Annotated in this window: 18 protein-coding genes; 6 read left to right on the top strand and 12 right to left on the bottom strand. The window is 71.1% G+C overall.

The genetic code is table 11. The annotated features are described in order from the left end of the window. The first annotated feature begins 127 nt into the window (after positions 1 to 127). Positions 128 to 1,012 carry a Bax inhibitor-1/YccA family protein gene (locus ACX28W_RS13630; RefSeq protein WP_458999173.1) on the top strand — a complete coding sequence of 295 codons (885 nt, stop codon included), beginning with the start codon at positions 128 to 130 and terminating at the stop codon, positions 1,010 to 1,012. 106 nt (positions 1,013 to 1,118) lie between these two features. On the opposite strand, the gene ACX28W_RS13625 is transcribed toward ACX28W_RS13630, so the two are convergent. Beyond that, a complete protein-coding gene (locus ACX28W_RS13625; RefSeq protein ID WP_217452571.1) occupies positions 1,119 to 1,349 on the bottom strand; it encodes a DUF4287 domain-containing protein in 231 nt (76 codons plus the stop codon). Positions 1,350 to 1,453: 104 nt separating this feature from the next. Between ACX28W_RS13625 and ACX28W_RS13620 the strand changes: the two genes are divergently transcribed. Continuing rightward, entirely contained in the window at positions 1,454 to 1,765 is a 312-nt protein-coding gene (locus tag ACX28W_RS13620) for a hypothetical protein (RefSeq protein WP_458999172.1), read from the top strand. Positions 1,766 to 1,825: 60 nt separating this feature from the next. On the opposite strand, the gene ACX28W_RS13615 is transcribed toward ACX28W_RS13620, so the two are convergent. From ACX28W_RS13615 to ACX28W_RS13605, 3 genes are all read right to left on the bottom strand, one after another. After that, entirely contained in the window at positions 1,826 to 2,611 is a 786-nt protein-coding gene (locus tag ACX28W_RS13615) for a hypothetical protein (protein ID WP_458999171.1), read from the bottom strand. Positions 2,612 to 2,910: 299 nt separating this feature from the next. Further along, positions 2,911 to 4,131: an acetyl-CoA C-acetyltransferase gene (locus ACX28W_RS13610; protein WP_458999169.1), complete on the bottom strand. Its 1,221-nt coding sequence runs from the start codon at positions 4,129 to 4,131 to the stop codon at positions 2,911 to 2,913. Positions 4,132 to 4,769: 638 nt separating this feature from the next. After that, positions 4,770 to 5,795 carry an SGNH/GDSL hydrolase family protein gene (locus ACX28W_RS13605; RefSeq protein WP_458999168.1) on the bottom strand — a complete coding sequence of 342 codons (1,026 nt, stop codon included), beginning with the start codon at positions 5,793 to 5,795 and terminating at the stop codon, positions 4,770 to 4,772. 143 nt (positions 5,796 to 5,938) lie between these two features. On the opposite strand from ACX28W_RS13605, the gene ACX28W_RS13600 reads away from it, so the two are divergent. Next, the gene (locus ACX28W_RS13600) at positions 5,939 to 7,333 is read left to right on the top strand and encodes a cystathionine beta-synthase (RefSeq protein ID WP_458999167.1); all 1,395 of its coding nucleotides are present in this window, start codon (positions 5,939 to 5,941) and stop codon (positions 7,331 to 7,333) included. 456 nt (positions 7,334 to 7,789) lie between these two features. Here ACX28W_RS13600 and ACX28W_RS13595 read toward each other — a convergent pair whose 3' ends face one another. From ACX28W_RS13595 to ACX28W_RS13575, 5 genes are all read right to left on the bottom strand, one after another. Beyond that, positions 7,790 to 8,224, bottom strand: a complete 435-nt coding sequence (locus ACX28W_RS13595; protein WP_458999166.1) for a hypothetical protein — start codon at positions 8,222 to 8,224, stop codon at positions 7,790 to 7,792. A gap of 186 nt (positions 8,225 to 8,410) precedes the next feature. Beyond that, positions 8,411 to 9,346 (bottom strand): ABC transporter substrate-binding protein, encoded by a 936-nt coding sequence (locus ACX28W_RS13590; RefSeq protein WP_458999164.1) that lies wholly within the window; start codon positions 9,344 to 9,346, stop codon positions 8,411 to 8,413. 13 nt (positions 9,347 to 9,359) lie between these two features. Continuing rightward, positions 9,360 to 10,022 (bottom strand): ABC transporter permease, encoded by a 663-nt coding sequence (locus ACX28W_RS13585; RefSeq protein WP_458999163.1) that lies wholly within the window; start codon positions 10,020 to 10,022, stop codon positions 9,360 to 9,362. Between the two features lies 1 nt (position 10,023). Beyond that, positions 10,024 to 10,665 (bottom strand): ABC transporter permease, encoded by a 642-nt coding sequence (locus ACX28W_RS13580; RefSeq protein ID WP_362075279.1) that lies wholly within the window; start codon positions 10,663 to 10,665, stop codon positions 10,024 to 10,026. Continuing rightward, entirely contained in the window at positions 10,662 to 11,702 is a 1,041-nt protein-coding gene (locus ACX28W_RS13575) for an ABC transporter ATP-binding protein (protein WP_458999162.1), read from the bottom strand. The genes ACX28W_RS13580 and ACX28W_RS13575 overlap by 4 nt, the downstream gene beginning before the upstream one ends. 142 nt (positions 11,703 to 11,844) lie before the next feature. Here ACX28W_RS13575 and ACX28W_RS13570 point away from each other — a divergent pair, with 142 nt between their 5' ends. The 3 genes from ACX28W_RS13570 to ACX28W_RS13560 all read left to right on the top strand — a co-directional run bounded on the left by ACX28W_RS13570 (position 11,845) and on the right by ACX28W_RS13560 (position 15,197). Then, entirely contained in the window at positions 11,845 to 13,587 is a 1,743-nt protein-coding gene (locus ACX28W_RS13570; RefSeq protein WP_458999161.1) for an aromatic amino acid ammonia-lyase, read from the top strand. A 32-nt stretch (positions 13,588 to 13,619) separates the two neighbouring features. Further along, the gene (locus ACX28W_RS13565; protein WP_458999250.1) at positions 13,620 to 14,498 is read left to right on the top strand and encodes a MurR/RpiR family transcriptional regulator; all 879 of its coding nucleotides are present in this window, start codon (positions 13,620 to 13,622) and stop codon (positions 14,496 to 14,498) included. Positions 14,499 to 14,627: 129 nt separating this feature from the next. Further along, positions 14,628 to 15,197 (top strand): hypothetical protein, encoded by a 570-nt coding sequence (locus tag ACX28W_RS13560; protein WP_458999160.1) that lies wholly within the window; start codon positions 14,628 to 14,630, stop codon positions 15,195 to 15,197. A gap of 22 nt (positions 15,198 to 15,219) precedes the next feature. On the opposite strand, the gene ACX28W_RS13555 is transcribed toward ACX28W_RS13560, so the two are convergent. From ACX28W_RS13555 to ACX28W_RS13545, 3 genes are all read right to left on the bottom strand, one after another. Further along, a complete protein-coding gene (locus ACX28W_RS13555; RefSeq protein WP_458999159.1) occupies positions 15,220 to 15,594 on the bottom strand; it encodes a roadblock/LC7 domain-containing protein in 375 nt (124 codons plus the stop codon). A 51-nt stretch (positions 15,595 to 15,645) separates the two neighbouring features. Further along, on the bottom strand, positions 15,646 to 16,146 hold the full coding sequence (locus ACX28W_RS13550) for a roadblock/LC7 domain-containing protein (protein WP_458999158.1): 501 nt from the start codon (positions 16,144 to 16,146) through the stop codon (positions 15,646 to 15,648). 91 nt (positions 16,147 to 16,237) lie between these two features. Further along, on the bottom strand, positions 16,238 to 16,969 hold the full coding sequence (locus tag ACX28W_RS13545) for a transcriptional regulator (RefSeq protein WP_458999249.1): 732 nt from the start codon (positions 16,967 to 16,969) through the stop codon (positions 16,238 to 16,240). Between the last annotated feature and the right edge of the window lie 11 nt (positions 16,970 to 16,980).

Here is a 16,980-nt window from a genome sequence, read left to right as displayed (position 1 = left end):
CGGGCATGCGCCCCCCGCGTACCGTGGGCATCACAAGGGAAAGATCCTCCCCAAGCACTAGGGTCATTCTTTTGCCTACCAATTACTCTTGAGCCAAGGCCACGCAGGGTGGCCATGGAGGAGTGAAATGAGGAGCAGCAACCCGGTCTTCTCGCGACGGGGCTTCAGCCGCGACAACGGCTACGCGGGATTCAACGCGGCGCCGCAGGCCGGGGGACCCGCTGTCGGCACGCAGGCCAACCCGTATGCGCAGCAGGGTGGCAACGCCTACGCGCAGAACCCGTACGCCCAGCAGGACCAGCAGTACGGCGCCGCCCCGCCGCAGGCCCCGGTCACCACCGGCCGGATGACGATGGACGACGTCGTCATGCGCTCGGCCATGACGCTCGGCACGGTCGTCGTCGGCGCCATTCTCGCCTGGGCGCTGCTGCCGGTTTCGTCCACCAGCTACGGCCTGGCGATCGGCGCCGCGCTCGTCGCCTTCGTCCTGGCGATGGTGCAGTCCTTCAAGCGCACGGCCTCGCCCGCGCTGATCCTCGCCTACGCCGCCTTCGAGGGTGTCTTCCTCGGGGTCATCAGCGAGATGTTCAACAGCCGGTGGAGCGGCGCGCCCTTCCAGGCGGTCCTCGGCACCATGGCGGTCTCCGGCGCCACCCTGCTGATCTACAAGGCAGGCTGGATCCGTGTGACCGCGCGGTACGCGCGCATCGGCATGGCCATCGCCATCGCCTTCGTCGTGGTCATGGCGGTCAACCTGCTGCTCGTCGCCTTCGGTGTCGCCGAGGACGGCGGACTGCGCAGCATGGGCCCGCTGGGCGCGATCGTCGGCATCATCGCGATCATCCTCGGCGCGTTCTTCCTGACCCTCGACTTCAAGCAGATCGAGGACGGCATCGCGTACGGCGCCCCGCGCGAGGAGGCCTGGCTGGCGGCGTTCGCCCTGACCATGACCCTCGTGTGGATCTACGTCGAGATGCTGCGCCTGGTCGCCATCTTCAGCGGCGACGACTAAACGGGCCGGTAGGTGACGTGAAGGGCCCGCGAACTCAGTGGTTCGCGGGCCCTTTGTCGTTCGGACGCTTGTCGTTCGGATACCTGGTCGTCTCGGTGGTGCGCGCTCAGAGCAGTTTGCGCGCGGCCCTCCTCAAGTCGTACTCGTGGATGATCGCCTTGGCGTGGCCGTACGCGAGGTCGTGCTCGGCGCGGAGCCAGCTGACCTTCTCCTCGAAGCGGAAGAGAGCGGGGCCTTCGTCGACGGTGCGCAGCCAGTCGGAGATCTCACGACCGGTGCAGTGGGGGATGCGAGCGAGCAGATTGCGATGGGTCTCCGCGGAGAAGACTTGGGACATCGGCGCCTCCGGACGCAATGGGGATGTAAGCCGGTCCTTCACGCCACGGTGCCTGAGGGTTGGGTTGTTGGCAACAGTCCCGCCACGGCGCGTAGTCTCGCGGCGTGCTTGATACGACGCCGCTGACCCGAGCCGTGGATCACTTCGCCGACCGGTTGCGGGCCGCGCCGCAGAGCCGGCTGCAACGGAGCGCTGCCGCCGAGGCGCTGGGCCTGGCCAGGGAGTTGGCACTGCGTGCCCAGCGTGTGGAGGACCCTTCCGGGGAGCCCCGCGTGATGCCCGACGCGGGGATGTTCGCCGCCGCCGACCAAATCACCGTCGCCGCGCATGATTTGGCGCTCGTACTGAAAGACGAGCACGAGTTGGCGGAGGCGGTCGCTCTTGTGGCGGAGGCACAGAAACGCGCCGGGGTCTGATCCGGTGATCGACTCCGGCGCTCTGTACGTGGTGCGCTGCTTCCTGCCGCGACGTGGTTTCTACAGCGACGCTATGACGCGGTCCGCCAGGATGTAAATGTTCTCCTCGCCGCACGCGAACGTCAGCGCGTACGCGCCCGACACGCCGGAGCCGCCCAGCAGGACCGGAGACTCGCCCGCGCGCAGGGCCGCGGCCAGTCGCTCGGCGGTCTCGCGGTGGCCCGGGGTCATGCACAGCGTCGTACCGTCGGCGAAGACGTAGACGTCGAGGGTGCCGAGGGGGCCGGGGCGGACGTCCGCCAGCTCCGTGCGGGACTCGGCGAGTTCCTCCAGGCAGGCCACCGTGCGCTCATAGTCGTTCACGGCGGGTGACTGGACCGGTACGAAGTCCGGGTGCGAGGGGTGTCGGCGGCGGGCCGCTGCCAGTTCGGGCGAGTCCCCGGCGAACTCCTCGGCCTCCACGCCCGGCTCGCTCACCGGCTCCAGGTACTCCAGGCCCGGGAAGTCCGACTGCCGGGGCAGGAACAGCTCGCTGTCGGGCAGGCCGCCTAGCAGCGAGGGCGCGTCCGAGGCGTCACGCGCCTCCTGGGCGGCCCAGAACGCCCGTGCCTCGGCGAGCTCCCGCTCCCGCTCGTCGGCGAGCGCCTCGGCGACAGCGGCCCGTATCTCGTCCGCGTCCGCGGCCGAGCGCGCGGCCGGCACGAGGCTGCGTGCGGCACTGGCGCGGCTCGAGGCGAGATCCGTGTGCAGGGCCGCGACCTGCCGACGCAGACCCCGCAGGGTGCGCAGAACGGCGACGCCCACGGCCGCGGTCGCGGCGGTGGTGAGCAGCAAAGCAATTGGCATGGCGCTCACTGACGTACTCCCGTGTTCAAAGTCGACCCCCGACTTCCTATCTCAGCTTGAAGGGCGGACCACGCGGCTGTCAGTGCGTAACGTCACGAAAGGGATAGGACCTTGGGCCCGGGGTTTAGCTGCGTAATGGCTCTGACCTGCGTAAATCCCTCTCCAAGGGGAGATAGGTCACATCTTGGGGGGGATTGGATCACAAATCGGCCCAGGGTCCCGGTGGTTACGGGACGCTGGGCCGATCTGCTCACACTGGGTTCAGCGGTGGTGACGCGAACGGGATCGCTGATATGGGGTCAGCTGAGGCGCTCGATGACCATCGCCATGCCTTGGCCGCCGCCGACGCACATCGTCTCCAGACCGAACTGCTTGTCGTGGAACTGGAGGGAATTGATGAGCGTGCCGGTGATGCGGGCGCCGGTCATGCCGAAGGGGTGGCCGACGGCGATCGCGCCGCCGTTCACGTTCAGCTTCTCCAGCGGGATGTTCAGGTCGCGGTAGGAGGGGATCACCTGGGCGGCGAACGCCTCGTTGATCTCGAACAGGTCGATGTCGTCGACGGTCAGGCCGGCGCGTCGCAGGGCCTGCTTGCTGGCCTCCACCGGGCCGAGGCCCATGATCTCGGGCGAGAGGCCCGTGACGCCGGTCGAGACGACCCGCGCGAGCGGGGTCAGGCCGAGCTCGCGGGCCTTTGTGTCGGACATGATCACGAGGGCGGCGGCGCCGTCGTTGAGGGGGCAGCAGTTGCCCGCCGTGACGAGGCCGTCCGGGCGGAAGACGGGCTTCAGGCCCTGGACGCCTTCGAGGGTGACTCCGGCGCGCGGGCCGTCGTCCTTGCTGACGACCGTGCCGTCGGGGGTCGTGATCGGGGTGATCTCGCGCTCCCAGAAGCCGTTCTTGATGGCTTCCTCGGCGAGGTTCTGCGAGCGGACGGCGAACTCGTCCATGTCCTGGCGGGTGACGCCCTTGATCCGGGCCAGGTTTTCGGCGGTCTGGCCCATCGCGATGTACGCGTCCGGGACGAGGCCGTCCTCGCGCGGGTCGTGCCAGGTGGTGCCCTCCTGCTCGGCGACGGCCGCGGTGCGGGCCTCGGCCTCGGCGAAGAAGGGGTTGCGGGTGTCCGGGAGGCTGTCGGAGTTGCCCTTGGTGAAGCGGGAGACCAGCTCGACGCCGGCCGAGATGAAGACGTCGCCCTCGCCGGCCTTGATGGCGTGCAGGGCCATGCGGGTGGTCTGGAGGGACGAGGAACAGTAACGGGTGATGGTGCAGCCCGGGAGGTGGTCCATGCCCATCTGCACCGCGACGATGCGGCCGAGGTTGTTGCCCTGCTCGCCGCCGGGAAGGCCGCAGCCGAGCATGAGGTCGTCGATGTCCTTGGGGTCCAGCTCGGGGACCTTGGCGAGGGCGGTCTGGATGATCGTGGCGGTCAGGTCGTCGGGGCGTACGTCCTTCAGGGAGCCCTTGAAGGCGCGGCCGATCGGGGAGCGGGCGGCTGAGACGATCACGGCTTCGGGCATCACGGCTCCATTGGCGTTACGGGATGGACGGGCACGGCTGCTTGGGAAGTTACCCGCACGTACCGTCCAGGTCACCGCTCTGGTCGTGTGACTCCGGCCGCACTTTTCTAAGCGCTTGCTTTCCTCGCCCCCGCCGCCCCTACCCGTCCCATCCCCGGGGGCTGCGCCCCCGGCCCCCCCGCCTGGGGCGCTGCGCCCCCAAACCCCCGCCTGGGGCGCTGCGCCCCCCGGCCCCCGCCCCTGGGGGCTCCGCCCCCAAACCCCCCGCCCTGGGGGCTCCGCCCCCAAACCCCACGCCTGGGGCGCTGCGCCCCCTTGGCCCCGCCCGCGGTGCTGCGCCTCCCGGCCCCCGCCCGCGGTGCTGCGCCTCCCGGCCCCCGCCCGCGGTGCTGCGCCTCCCGGCCCCCGCCCCCCCCGCCTTGGGGCTGCGTCCCCGCCCGAAGGGCTCGTCCTCGAATGCCGGACGGGCTGGGTATCCCGGCCGGGGCTTGGAGGTTTTGGTGGCGGGGCGCAGTGTTTTAGCCCGTCCGGCGTTTGAGGACGAGGCCGTTCAGGCCGAACGGGGGTCTGGGGGCGGAGCCCCCAGGAACGGGATGGGACGGGTAGGGGCGGCGGGGGCGAAAAAACCTCCTCGTGCCTCAGCTGGACGGTGTCGGCGTGGGGGCCGGGTCCGTTTCCGGGACGCGCCGGCGCCGGCGGCGCTTGAGGAGGGCCCAGGGACCCCGCGGACCCGTCGGCATGGCGGCCGTGACCTCCGTACCGGCCTCGGACGCCGCCTCCGCCGCGGCCCGCGCCACCGGCAGGAAGCCTTCGCGACGCGAGACATCCGGCCGCTCCTCCTCGGCCGGCCAGAGGCCCAGCGCCGCGCACATCGTGGGGAGGACGGCCATCGCCGCGGTGGCGTAGCCCTCGGCGGAGGGGTGGTAGTTGTCGGGGCCGAAGAGCTCGCGGGGGTTCGCCTCGAACTCGGGGCCCAGCAGGTCGCCCAACGAGACGGTACGGCCGCCCTGCTCGACCGTACCGATCGTCTGCGCCGCGGCCAGCTGGCGTGACGCCCGCCTGGCCAACCACCGCAACGGCTGCTGGACCTGCTCGACCGTGCCCAGGTCGGGACAGGTGCCGACGACGACCTCCGCACCGGCGGTGCGCAGTCGGCGTACCGCCGCGGAGAGGTGGCGGACGGAGCGGGTGGGCGGCATGCGGTGCGTCACGTCGTTCGCGCCGATCATGATCACGCAGACGTCGGGCACCCGGGAGGTGTCCGCGAGCGCGAGCGCGACCTGCCGGTCGAGGTCGTCGGACTGGGCGCCGGGCAGCGCGACGTTGCAGAGTTCCACCGGGCGTTCGGCCACCGCCGCGAGGCCGGAGGCGAGCAGCGCGCCCGGGGTCTGGCGGGCCCGGTGCACGCCCTGTCCGGCCGCGGTCGAGTCACCGAGCATGGTGAGCCGCAGCGGCGGCCCGCCCTGCCCGCTGTACGTGTACCCGTACAGCCCGTCCGCGCGCGGCGGATTACTGTGCCCGTTGCCCACATGGCGCTTCGCCAGCTGTACCTCGGCCAGCACGACACCGACCGCGGCGGCGCCGACCAGCCCGATCCCGCCGCCGCCGTACGCCGCGCCCGCCGCGATCCGCCGTGCCACCCTCGCCCTCGACAAGCTCGACATACGTCGCCGCCACCTCCTCGTAGCCGTACAACCACTTGCTTGCCCCGTGGAGCAGGTCGGCCAATCTCAACGTCGAGTGAACGGTGACCCGGGGCCTTAGGCTGACGTGACCATCCCTTTTAGACGCAGCTCCGGAGACAACGGTGCAATTCCACGACTCGATGATCAGTCTCGTCGGCAACACCCCGCTGGTGAGGCTCAACAACGTGGCCGCAGGCATCCAGGCGACCGTCCTGGCGAAGGTTGAGTACTTCAACCCCGGCGGGTCCGTGAAGGACCGCATCGCCTTGCGCATGATCGAGGCCGCGGAGGAGAGCGGCGCCCTCAAGCCCGGCGGCACCATTGTGGAGCCGACCAGCGGAAACACCGGTGTGGGGCTTGCCATCGTGGCGCAGCAGAAGGGGTACAAGTGCATCTTCGTCTGCCCGGACAAGGTCTCCACGGACAAGATCAACGTGCTGCGGGCGTACGGGGCTGAGGTCGTCGTCTGCCCGACCGCTGTCGATCCCGAGCACCCGGACTCGTACTACAACGTCTCCGACCGGCTGGTGCGTGAGACCCCCGGTGCCTGGAAGCCCGACCAGTATTCCAACCCGAACAACCCCCTCTCGCACTATCACTCGACCGGCCCCGAGCTGTGGGAGCAGACGGAGGGGCGGATCACCCACTTCGTGGCGGGCGTCGGCACCGGTGGCACCATCTCCGGCACCGGGCGCTACCTGAAGGACGCCAGCGACGGCAAGGTCCAGGTCATCGGCGCCGACCCCGAGGGGTCCGTGTACTCCGGCGGGTCCGGGCGGCCGTACCTCGTCGAGGGCGTCGGCGAGGACTTCTGGCCGACGGCCTACGACCGGACCGTCGCGGACGAGATCGTCGCGGTCTCGGACAAGGACTCCTTCCAGATGACGCGGCGGCTCGCGAAGGAGGAGGGCCTGCTGGTCGGCGGCTCCTGCGGGATGGCCGTCGTCGCGGCGCTGCGGGTGGCCGAGCGGCTCGGGCCCGACGACGTCGTGGTCGTACTCCTCCCCGACAGCGGGCGCGGGTACCTCAGCAAGATCTTCAACGACGAGTGGATGGCCGACTACGGGTTCCTCGAGGACACGGGTCCCAGCGCGCGCGTCGCTGACGTCCTGAACGACAAGGTGGCCGGCTCCATGCCGTCCCTCGTCCACATGCACCCGGACGAAACCGTCGGCCAGGCCATCGAGGTGCTGCGCGAGTACGGCGTCTCGCAGATGCCGATCGTCAAGCCCGGCGCAGGTCACCCGGACGTGATGGCCGCCGAGGTCGTCGGGTCCGTGGTCGAACGGGAGCTGCTCGACGCGCTGTTCACCCAGCGGGCCTCTCTGGAGGACCCGTTGGAGAAGCACATGTCGGATCCGCTGCCGCAGGTCGGCTCCGGCGAACCGGTCGGGGACCTGATGTCCGTGCTCGGCAGTGCCGACGCGGCGATCGTGCTGGTGGAGGGCAAGCCCACCGGGGTGGTCAGCCGTCAGGACCTGCTGTCGTTCCTCGCCAAGGGCGGCGCCAAGCAGTAGGAGCGGGGCGCCGGACACCAGGAGCGCCGAGGTCTTCAGCTGCGGGTAAACGTCGGAGACAGGAAGAAATCTCCCGAAGTTCCCCTTCCGTGGTGGATCTTTCGGCTGTTTCGGCAGGGAACTTCGCGGAAGTGGTACGAGCGCGTCACGTCCGCGCAGCACCGGCTTAACACGGGTCCGGCACATTAGTGGGTGTCGGCAGGGCGGGAGCGGCTCCCCGCCCCGGCCGACACCGAAAACGGCGCCAAGGACCTCCGGAGCGGCTCCCGGACCTCCATGGACGCCATGGACGCGCAAGCCCGGCCCTGACCCGGCCCGCGTCCCTCGCGGGGACCGCCGTCGTCCCGCCCCCCGGTAACGGGGGTGCGGCGGTCCCCGCGCAACACGTGGGAAGGGCCCGGCACCTACAACAGGTGCCGGGCCCTTCCGCGTTGCCTGCTCTTTCCCGGCTCAGCCCTACTCTTCCCAGTCCGAGTCGGACTTGCCCTTGCGGCGGCCGAAGAAGTCCGGGGACAGCCGCGCGGCCTGGACCACGTTGACCCCCACGATGCCGGCCCAGGCGACCAGCAGGCCGGGCAGGTGTCCCACACCGCCGCCGATCGCGGAGAGGGGGATCGCCAGGACGAGCGAGACGATCCCGAATCCGAAGCGCTCGCCCCAGCTGTCGGATCCCTGCGGGGAGCGCGCGCCGCGGGCCACCACCATCTGTTGTTCGGCGAGCTGTCGTCGCACCCGGCGGTCGACCGCGCCGTCGAGCTGCTGTTCGACCTTTTCCAGGAACGAGTCGACCAGCGCGGACTCGTACTCGTCGCCCAGCTCCCTGCGCGCGTGCAGAGTGGCGTCGAGTTCCTTCTTCAGTTCGGCGTCGTCGCGGGGTTCCCTACCAGTCATAGGGTTCAGGCTAGGGATCCGAAAACCCCGTGACACTGGGGACAGCCCCCGTGTTGGGGCTGGGCCACACCCCCGCCTTCGGCGGGAGCCATCAGGGCAGCAACCCCACCCGCACGGCGGTGTGATCCGCCCAGTCGCCGGGCACCGCCCGGGTCCGCTAGTTGATTCGTCGAGACCGCCCCGCCATTACTTGGCCAGCCCGTGCTGCTTGGCGTAGTCGTTCGCCACGTCCTCCGGGTCCTTCTTGTCCTTGTCCACCTGGCGGTTGAGCTCGGTGAGCTGGGCGGTGGTGAGGATGTTGCCGAGTTTGGCCAGGGCCTTGCGGACCGCGGAGTCGGCCTTGCGGTCGGCGATGAGAGGGACGATGTGCTGGCCGGGGATCAGGTTCTTGGGGTCGCTCAGGACCACCCAGTCGTTGGCCACGATGTCGGTGTCCGTGGTGAAGAGGTTCGCCACGTCGACGTCGCCCTTCTTCAGGGCGCCCTTGACCAGCGGGCCGGAGGAATCCAGGGACTTGAACTCCTTGAACTCCACTCCGTACACGTCCTTCAGGCCGATCACGCCGACCTCGCGCTTCTTCACCTCGGGCGCGGCGCCGATGATCAGCTTGCCGTTCTGCTTCTTCAGGTCGGCGAGGGAGGTCAGCCCGTACTTCTTCGCCGTCTCCTGGGTGACCGCGAAGGCGTCCGAGTCCTCGGCCATGCCGTAGGGGAGGATCTGCAGGCCCGCCGGGAGGGCGACGGCGAGGGCGTTCTGCATCTCGCCCTCCTCCGTGGCCGTCGCCTTCGGGGAGAGGTAGTGCAGCAGGGCGCCCTGGTACTCGGGCAGCAGGTCGATGTCGCCGCTCCTGAGGGCGGGGATGAGGATCTCGCGGGTGCCGAGGTTGGGGCGGACGGTCGTCTTGATGCCGGCCGCTTCCAGGGTGGCGGCGTAGAGGTAGCCGAGCACCTGGTTCTCGGTGAAGTTGGCGGTGCCGATGGTGATGCCGTCCGCGCTGGAGCCACCGCCGCCCGCGGCGGACCCGCCGCCGTCGAGCGAGGTGACGCCGCTGCTGCACGCGGACAGGACGGGGAGGGAGACGGCCGCTCCGGCGAGCGCGCCGAGGAGGGTACGACGGTTCATGGTTGGGGTGCTCCTAGGCGGGGCGGTGGCGGAAGAGGATGCGCTGGAGCGCGGACAGAGCGAGGTCCAGGACGACGGCGATCACGGCGACCAGCACCGCGCCGCCGAGCACCTGCACCAGGTCGCGCTGGGCGAGGCCGTCGAAGACGTAGCGGCCCAGGCCCCCGAAGGAGACGTACGCGGCGATCGTGGCCGTCGCGACGACCTGGATCAGCGCGAGCCGCAGGCCCGTCATGATCAGCGGGAGCGCGAGAGGCAGTTCGACCTGGAACAGGACCTGGTGCCAGCGCATGCCCTGGCCGCGCGCGGCGTCCTTCACGTCCGGGTCGACGGCGGTCATACCGGCGTACGTGTTCGTCACGATCGACGGGACCGCGAGCGCGACCAGGGCGATGTACACCGGCCACATCGACAGGCCGCTGGCCAGGAAGACGAGCACGACCAGGCCGACGGTCGGCAGCGCGCGGCCGAACGACGCCAGGTTGATCGCGAGGAAGGCGCCGCGGCCGGTGTGGCCGATCAGCAGGCCCAGCGGGAGCGCGATCGCGGCCGCGACGAGCGTGGCGAGCAGGGAGTACTGGAGGTGCTCGGCGAGGCGGTGTGCGATGCCGTCGCTGCCGGACCACTGGTCGCCGTCGACCAGCCACTTGCCGAGGTTCTTGAACAGTTCGTACATGTCAGGCTCGCCGCCTCGTCCACGGGGTGAGTACGTACTGGATCGCGACCAGCAGCGCGTCCGCGACCAGGGCCAGCAGCAGGGTCAGTACGACGCCGACGATCACCGGCGTCGGGAAGTTGCGCTGGAAGCCGTCCGTGAAGAGCTGGCCGAGCCCGCCGTCGCCGATGTACGTGGCGACGGAGACCAGCGAGATCGACATGACCGTCGCGATCCGGACGCCCGCCATGATCACCGGGAGGGCGAGGGGGAGTTCGACGGTGAGGAGGGTGCGCAGCGGGCGGGTGCCCATGGCCTTCGCGGCCTCCTTCGTCCTCACCGGGACGGAGTCGAGGCCCTCGACCGTGTTCCGGAGCAGGACGACGAGGGTGTAGATCGTCAGGCCGATGACGGTGGTGGTGCGGGTGAGACCGGACACCGGCAGCAGCAGGACGAAGATCGCGATCGACGGGATCGTGAACAGGACGTTCGAGAGCCCGAGGAGCAGACCGCGCAGGGGGCGGATCCGGTGCGCGACCACGGCCAGCGGGAGGGAGATCAGCAGGCCGAAGAAGACGGCGGAGAGCGCGGCCTGGAGGTGGGAGACGGTGAGGGTGGTGAGGTCGTCGGTGTGGTCGCCTATCCACGACCAGTCGATGGTCATATGGCGACGCTCGCGGTGGTGTGGGCCCGGCCGGCCTGCTCGTGGATCTCGTCGCGGGAGGTCACGCCGGTGAGGGCGCCGTTCGCGTCTACACGTGCCACCAGACCGGTGGGGGAGGCGATCGACTCGTTGAGGGCCGACAGCAGGGAGTCGGTGTCCTTGAGCGGCCGTACGGGGAGTTCGGCGTCGTCGGCCTTGGAGCGCCAGCTCTGCGGCTTGCGCGCCTCATCGAGTACGAGGGTCCAGGCGCCGCCCTCGGGAGCGGGGGCCTGGGGGACGGCTTCCAGGGTCTTCAGCGAGAGGAGCTTCAGGCCGCGCTCGGCGCCCAGGAAGTCGGCGACGAAGTCGTCCGCGGGGCGGGCCAGCAGTTCGGCGGGCTCGGCGCACTGCACCAGGTGCCCGCCGGTGCGGAAGACGGCGATCTGGTCGCCGAGGCGGACCGCCTCGTCGATGTCGTGCGTGACGAAGACGATGGTCTTGCTCAGCTCCTTCTGGAGCCTGAGCAGCTCGTCCTGGAGCTGGGTGCGCACGACCGGGTCGACCGCGCCGAAGGGCTCGTCCATGAGCAGGACGGGCGGGTCGGCGGCGAGCGCGCGGGCCACGCCGACGCGCTGCTGCTGGCCGCCGGAGAGCTGGTGCGGGTACCGCTTGCCCGCGTCGGCGGCGAGACCGACGGTCTCCAGGAGCTCGGCCGCTCTGGCCCGGGCCTTCTTGCGGCCCCAGCCGAGCAGCAGCGGCACGGTGGCGATGTTGTCGAGCACCGTGCGGTGCGGGAAGAGGCCGGACTGCTGGATGACGTAGCCGATGGATCGGCGCAGGTCTGCGGCGTCCTGTTCCAGGATGTCCTTGCCGCCGACGCGGATGGTGCCGGAGGTCGGATCGACCATCCGGTTGACCATCCTGAGCGTGGTGGTCTTACCGCAACCGGAAGATCCGACGAGGACGGTCACACCGCCTTCCGGCATCTCCAGGGAGAGGTCGTGGACTGCGGTGGTGCCATTGGGGAAGCGCTTGTGGACCGTATCGAACTGGATCATGAGGTGTCCCTTGCCCGGTCTGTATATCGTCATGCAGAGTTCTCTGTATCTGAATAGGTTGTCAACGGTCCAGCGTTAATCGCCGGTTACTTATGACCGCCAGGCAAGATCCAATGTCCGGATTGAGGGGAGTTTGGGCCTTATGTCGTCTCGGAATGTGGACGCGTCGAGTGCGGTGACCGCAGGCATCGTGGTTCTCGACGGGTGCAGCACCGGCGTCGCCGACGTGGTGCGGCTCGCCGACGGGGCCGCGCGGCCGGTCCCCGGCACCGAGGCGATGAAGCGCGTCGAGGAGGCCTGGGACGCGGCCCGGCAGATCGCCGCGACCGGCCGAGTCTACGGGCGCTCCACCGGCGTCGGCGCCAACCGGAACGAGGATGTGCCGACCGAGGCCGCCGCCGAGCACGGCCTGCGCCTGCTGCGCAGCCACGCCGGCGCCATCGGCGAGGAGCTCCCCGCCCGCCAGGTCCGGGCGATGCTCGCCGTGCGCGCCAACCAGCTCCTCGCGGGCGGCGCGGGCCTGCGGCCCACCGTCGTCACGGCCCTCTGCGAGGCGCTGGAGAACGGTGCGTATCCCGTCGTCAACGAGTTCGGGTCGGTCGGCACCGGGGACATCGCGGCGCTGGCGCAGCTGGGGCTGGCACTGGTGGGGGAGCATCCGTGGCGGGGGCCGGAGAGCAGGGTGTGGGCGCCGGGGGGCGAAGGCTCTGGGCGCGGGACCGTTGCTTGGGGACCTGCGGACGGGGTGGTTGCGGATGGGGTGCCCGTGGTCGGGGTGGCTGCGGCTGACGTGCCTGCGGATGAGGTGCCCGCGGTCGGGGTGGCTGGGGTGGGGGTGCCTGCCGCTGATGCCCTGCGAACCCTTGCGCCCGAGGGTGGGCGTCCCGCTGCTGATGCCCCGCATGGCCTCGCTCCCGAGCCCCAGTCCCTCGACAACAATGACGCGCTCGCGCTGATCAGCAGCAATGCGCTGACCCTCGGCCAGGCCGCCCTCGCCCTGCACGAGTTGCGGGGACTGATCGCGGCCACGCAGATCGTCGCCGCCCTGTCACTGCTGGCCGTCGACGGGTCGCACGAGGCGTACGCGGCCCCCGTGCACGCCGCGCGGCCGCACAAGGGGTCGACCGAAGTGGCGCGGCGCATGAGGGAGTTGATCGGGGCGGCGGACCGGCCCACCCCGCCGCTCGGGCGGATCCAGGACCCGTACGGCTTCCGCTGCGTCCCGCAGATCCATGGCCCCGCGCACGACGCGGCGGACGCCCTCGAGGCGGTCCTCGCCGTCGAGATCAACGCCGCCGCCGAGAACCCCCTCATCTCCCCCGAGGACATGGCCGCGTACCACCACGGCGGCTTCTACCAGGCCCAACTCGCCCTCGCCCTGGACCACTTCAGGCTGGCCGTGACGCAGGTGGCACGTCTGTCCACGTCCAGGCTCTCCACCCTCAACGAACCCGCTTACACCCGCCTGCGTCCCTTCCTCGCCGACCACGAGCCCGCGTCCTCCGGCGTGATGATCCTGGAGTACGCCGCCGGAGCCGCCCTCGGTGATCTGCGAGCCTTCTCCGCGCCCGCCTCGCTCGGCCACGCTGTACTCTCCCGGGGCGTCGAGGAACAGGCGAGCTTCGCCTCGCTCGCCGCACGGCAGACACTGCGGGCGTGCGGTGCCTACCGTCTTGTCGTCGGCTGTGAGCTCGTCGCCGCCGTGCGGGCGCTGCGCCAGCGCGATCTGCGGCCCGATCCGGAGCTGCCGGTCGGGCGGGCGCTGGAGCTGGCCGAGTCGGTGCTCGGCCCGGACCAGGCCGACCGGCCGCTCACGGACGACGTGACGGCGGCGGCCGCACTGCTCGACCGGTTCACGGACATCTGGAGGGGGAGCGAGTCGTGAGCGTGGACAGGGACATGAGCGTGGACAGGGACATGAGCGCCGACAGGGACGCCGGCGCGGACAAGAACGTGAACGTGACGGACAGTCCCGCCGGGCGCCTGCAGGCGCTCTTCGAGGGGCACCGGCTGACACCGACCCAGCGGCGCATCGCGCACAGTATGGTGCGGCGGGCCGCCGACGTGCCGTTCCTGTCGAGCGTCGAGCTCGCCGAGCTGGCCGGGGTCAGCCAGCCGTCCGTCACCCGCTTCGCGGTCGCGCTCGGCTTCGACGGCTACCCGGCGCTGCGCAAGCACCTGCGCGAGGTCGCGCCCGCCGAACAGACGGTGGGCTCGGGGTCGTACAACGAATACCAGCAGGCCGTCGAGGCCGAGATCGAGAACCTGAGGCATCTCGCGGAGGTGCTGGCCGACCCGCGCCCGGTGCAGCGCGCCGGACGACTGCTGGCCGCCTCCCGCCCGCTTCCGGTCCTCGGCCTGCGGGCGGCGGCCTCCCAGGCGTACGGCTTCGCGTACTTCGCCGCCAAGGTCCACCCGGACGTACGGCTGTTGCACGACGGCGGCACGATGCTGCACGACCGCATCGACGCGGCCGTGCACGCCGGGGCCACCGCGCTGCTGTGCTTCGCGCTGCCCCGCCACCCGCGCGAGGTCGTGGACTCCCTCGCCTACGCGAAGGAGGCGGGGCTGAAGGTCGTCACGGTCGCGGACTCCGCGTTCGCGCCGGTGGCGAAGGTCTCGGACCTCCTCCTCCCCGCCGCTGTCGGCACCGGCCTCGCCTTCGACACGGCCTGTGCCCCGATGCTCCTCGGCCGTGTCCTCCTCGAGGCCATGTGCGACGACCTGCCGGACGCCCAGGCGAGGCTGGAGGAGTTCGACGTACGGGCCGCGGCGCGCAGCCTGTTCGTGGAGTAGGGAATCGGGGGTGTCTCCGGGGTCTCTATGGCCTGTGTGACCTGTGTTCTCAGATTCGTCTCACCTTCGGTCGTTAGCGTGCGCGGCCGAAGACGCTGAGGGAGCAGGGACAGGAACGGGAGGCGGAGCGTGGCGCGCGGAGGGCAGGGGCTGGCTCGGGTGGCGGTCGTCGTACGGGCCGGGGCCGCACCGGTGTGGTGGTTCGGGGTGTTCGCGGCCGGTACCGGGGTGCTGGTGCCGGGGTTGACCGGGCGCCGGATCGGGGTGATGGCCGGGGCGGTGCTGTTCATCGTGGCGGCCGCCGTGGTGACGTACTCCCGGCGGAAGCGGTACGTCGCCCTGGTCCGCTCCGCCGCGCGCGCGAGCAAGCACGATGTGCTCCAGGACCGGGCCGTGACGATACGCAACTGGCGCCGGGGCCACCGCTGGTGGCTGCTGCTCGCCTTCGTGGCCGCGCTCGGCAGCTCCTTCGTGGTACCCGCCGCGGGCGGCATGCTGCTCGCCGGTGCGGGCGTGGGTCTGTGGCTGAAGGCCGGCCGGCTCGGGCGCCGCGAGCGTGCCGAGGAAGCGCTGATCTGGGTGCGGGTGGACTGGCTCGGCCGGGGCGCCGGTGGCCCCGTCGGCAAGCCGGTCAAGGCCTTCCGGGCCACCGGGGTCGCGGCCGGCGACGCCGCGCCCGGAGGAGCGCGACGCCGCTGACCCGATCACCCGATCGGACCCGCTACACCTCCAGGTCCGCCTCGATCCTCTTCAACTGATGCCGGGCCATCGCCAGGTTGGACCGCTTGGCGTCGAGCACCAGGTACAGGAAGAGCCCGTTGCCGCCGCGCCCCTTGATCAGCCGGATCAGGTGGTACTGGTCGGACAGCGTGATCAGGATGTCCTCGATCTCGCCCTTCAGCCCGAGGTGCTCCATGGTGCGGAGTTTGGCGCGTACGACATCGGTGTTGCCGGCCGCCGCGACGGTGAGGTCGAAGCTCTTGCTGCCGCCGATCGTGCCCAGCGCCATTCCACTGGTGTAGTCGACGAGGGCGGCTCCGGTCGCGCCCTCGATGGAGGCCAGCGCCTCTTTCAGAGCGGTTTCGGTGTTGGTCATGATGTGGTCCTTTCTTCCAGGTTTCAGATCGACTTGCCGATCAGTTGTCGATCAGCTTTCGGATGTGGTCGGGGTGCTGGGGGTAGGGGTGGTGGGCCTACGGGGCATGCCGCGCGCCGTGCGGGAGCGCGAGGGGGCCGGGGCGGCCCGCGCGGGAGGGGTGACCGGTTCGCCGCGCGCCGTCGCGGCCTCCATGAGCTCGCCGATCCGGGTGCTGGAGCGGCGCCCCTCCAGATGCAGCCGGCCGACGTTGACCCGGTCCTGGGCCAGCAGCGTCAGCACGGCGGAGGCGCCCGCCGCGTACGTCGCCACATAGCCGTCGACGCCGCGCACGAGCAGCTCGCGGAACTCGCCCTGCCCGGTGGCGTCCGCCATCCGCATGGCCACCCCCAGCGCCGCCGCGGTGAGCGCGGCCACGCCCTCGGGCTCCACTCCCGGCGTGTCATGGGCGAGCACGAGGCCATCGACGCTCGCCGCCAGGGCGCCGGTCAACTGGGGCACGCGGGCCCTCAACCGGTGCAGTTCGTCGAGGACTTCGGGTTCCGCCGCCATCAGTAGTCTCCTCTCGGCACGCTGTCGCAGCGCGCGGATCACAGGGCCTCCCGCCGTTCCGGCATCGCAGGGACCTCCCGCGGGACCGGGGTCACAGTGCCTCCAGCGCGTCTCGGAGCCGGCGCAGCAGGGCGACGTCGGGATCGGCGGAGGACTGGGTGAGCACACTGGGTACCGGCGCCCGCTCCGGCGGGGTCGCCGCTGTCACGATCCCGGCGGCGGCCAGCCGGCGGACGTCGACCAGGGTGTGGAACGCGGGCCGCCCCAGCGCGAGCGAGATGTCCGCCGCCGTACGCAGGCCGTCCACCCGGCCGAGTACGGCCTCCTGGCGGATCGGGACCGACGGCTCGGCGGCGCGACGGGAGCGCACCAGCGGCGCCGTGTCCGTCGCCGGGTCGGGCCAGACCCGGTGCAGCAGCTCGCGGCGGCGCAGCGTCTCCCGTTCCAGCGCGGCCACCGGTACGGGGCGCACCGGGCCGAGCCAGTGCGCGGCCCCGTACCGGAAGCGGGCCGGGGTGCTGCTGGGCCCGAGCACGAAGTACGCCGCGTCGTACAGCGCCCCGAGATGGCACAGCTCCAGCGCGCCCTCGGCGATCCGGCCGCTGTCGACCAGGAACCGGCCGACCCGGCGCCGCGCCCCGGCCTCGGCGACCGCCTCCCGCCAGGCCTCGGCCGCCAGGACCCCGCGTGCGGTGAGCAGCACGTCGAGTCCGGGGGTGGCGGGGCTCTCGGCGTGCACGACCGCCCCGTCGGTGAGGTAGAGCACGCCGCGTTCGCGCACGAGTACGCCGGTGGCTCGCTCGGCGGCGAGCCGGTTGAGCATGGGCGAGACGC

The sequence above is a fragment of the Streptomyces sp. SD15 genome (assembly GCF_054462255.1).
Note: the sequence above shows the minus strand (reverse complement) of the source record. Positions and strands in the feature narration are given on the sequence as shown.

Bases quoted from the DNA above. Each gene is read 5' to 3' on its own strand.
- ACX28W_RS13630 (WP_458999173.1), top strand. From the start codon at position 128: ATGAGGAGCAGCAACCCGGTCTTCTCGCGACGGGGCTTCAGCCGCGAC.
- ACX28W_RS13625 (WP_217452571.1), bottom strand. From the start codon at position 1,349: ATGTCCCAAGTCTTCTCCGCGGAGACCCATCGCAATCTGCTCGCTCGC.
- ACX28W_RS13615 (WP_458999171.1), bottom strand. From the start codon at position 2,611: ATGCCAATTGCTTTGCTGCTCACCACCGCCGCGACCGCGGCCGTGGGC.
- ACX28W_RS13610 (WP_458999169.1), bottom strand. From the start codon at position 4,131: ATGCCCGAAGCCGTGATCGTCTCAGCCGCCCGCTCCCCGATCGGCCGC.
- ACX28W_RS13605 (WP_458999168.1), bottom strand. From the start codon at position 5,795: ATGTCGAGCTTGTCGAGGGCGAGGGTGGCACGGCGGATCGCGGCGGGC.
- ACX28W_RS13595 (WP_458999166.1), bottom strand. From the start codon at position 8,224: ATGACTGGTAGGGAACCCCGCGACGACGCCGAACTGAAGAAGGAACTC.
- ACX28W_RS13590 (WP_458999164.1), bottom strand. From the start codon at position 9,346: ATGAACCGTCGTACCCTCCTCGGCGCGCTCGCCGGAGCGGCCGTCTCC.
- ACX28W_RS13585 (WP_458999163.1), bottom strand. From the start codon at position 10,022: ATGTACGAACTGTTCAAGAACCTCGGCAAGTGGCTGGTCGACGGCGAC.
- ACX28W_RS13580 (WP_362075279.1), bottom strand. From the start codon at position 10,665: ATGACCATCGACTGGTCGTGGATAGGCGACCACACCGACGACCTCACC.
- ACX28W_RS13575 (WP_458999162.1), bottom strand. From the start codon at position 11,702: ATGATCCAGTTCGATACGGTCCACAAGCGCTTCCCCAATGGCACCACC.
- ACX28W_RS13570 (WP_458999161.1), top strand. From the start codon at position 11,845: ATGTCGTCTCGGAATGTGGACGCGTCGAGTGCGGTGACCGCAGGCATC.
- ACX28W_RS13565 (WP_458999250.1), top strand. From the start codon at position 13,620: ATGAGCGCCGACAGGGACGCCGGCGCGGACAAGAACGTGAACGTGACG.
- ACX28W_RS13555 (WP_458999159.1), bottom strand. From the start codon at position 15,594: ATGACCAACACCGAAACCGCTCTGAAAGAGGCGCTGGCCTCCATCGAG.
- ACX28W_RS13550 (WP_458999158.1), bottom strand. From the start codon at position 16,146: ATGGCGGCGGAACCCGAAGTCCTCGACGAACTGCACCGGTTGAGGGCC.
- ACX28W_RS13545 (WP_458999249.1), bottom strand. From the start codon at position 16,969: ATGCTCAACCGGCTCGCCGCCGAGCGAGCCACCGGCGTACTCGTGCGC.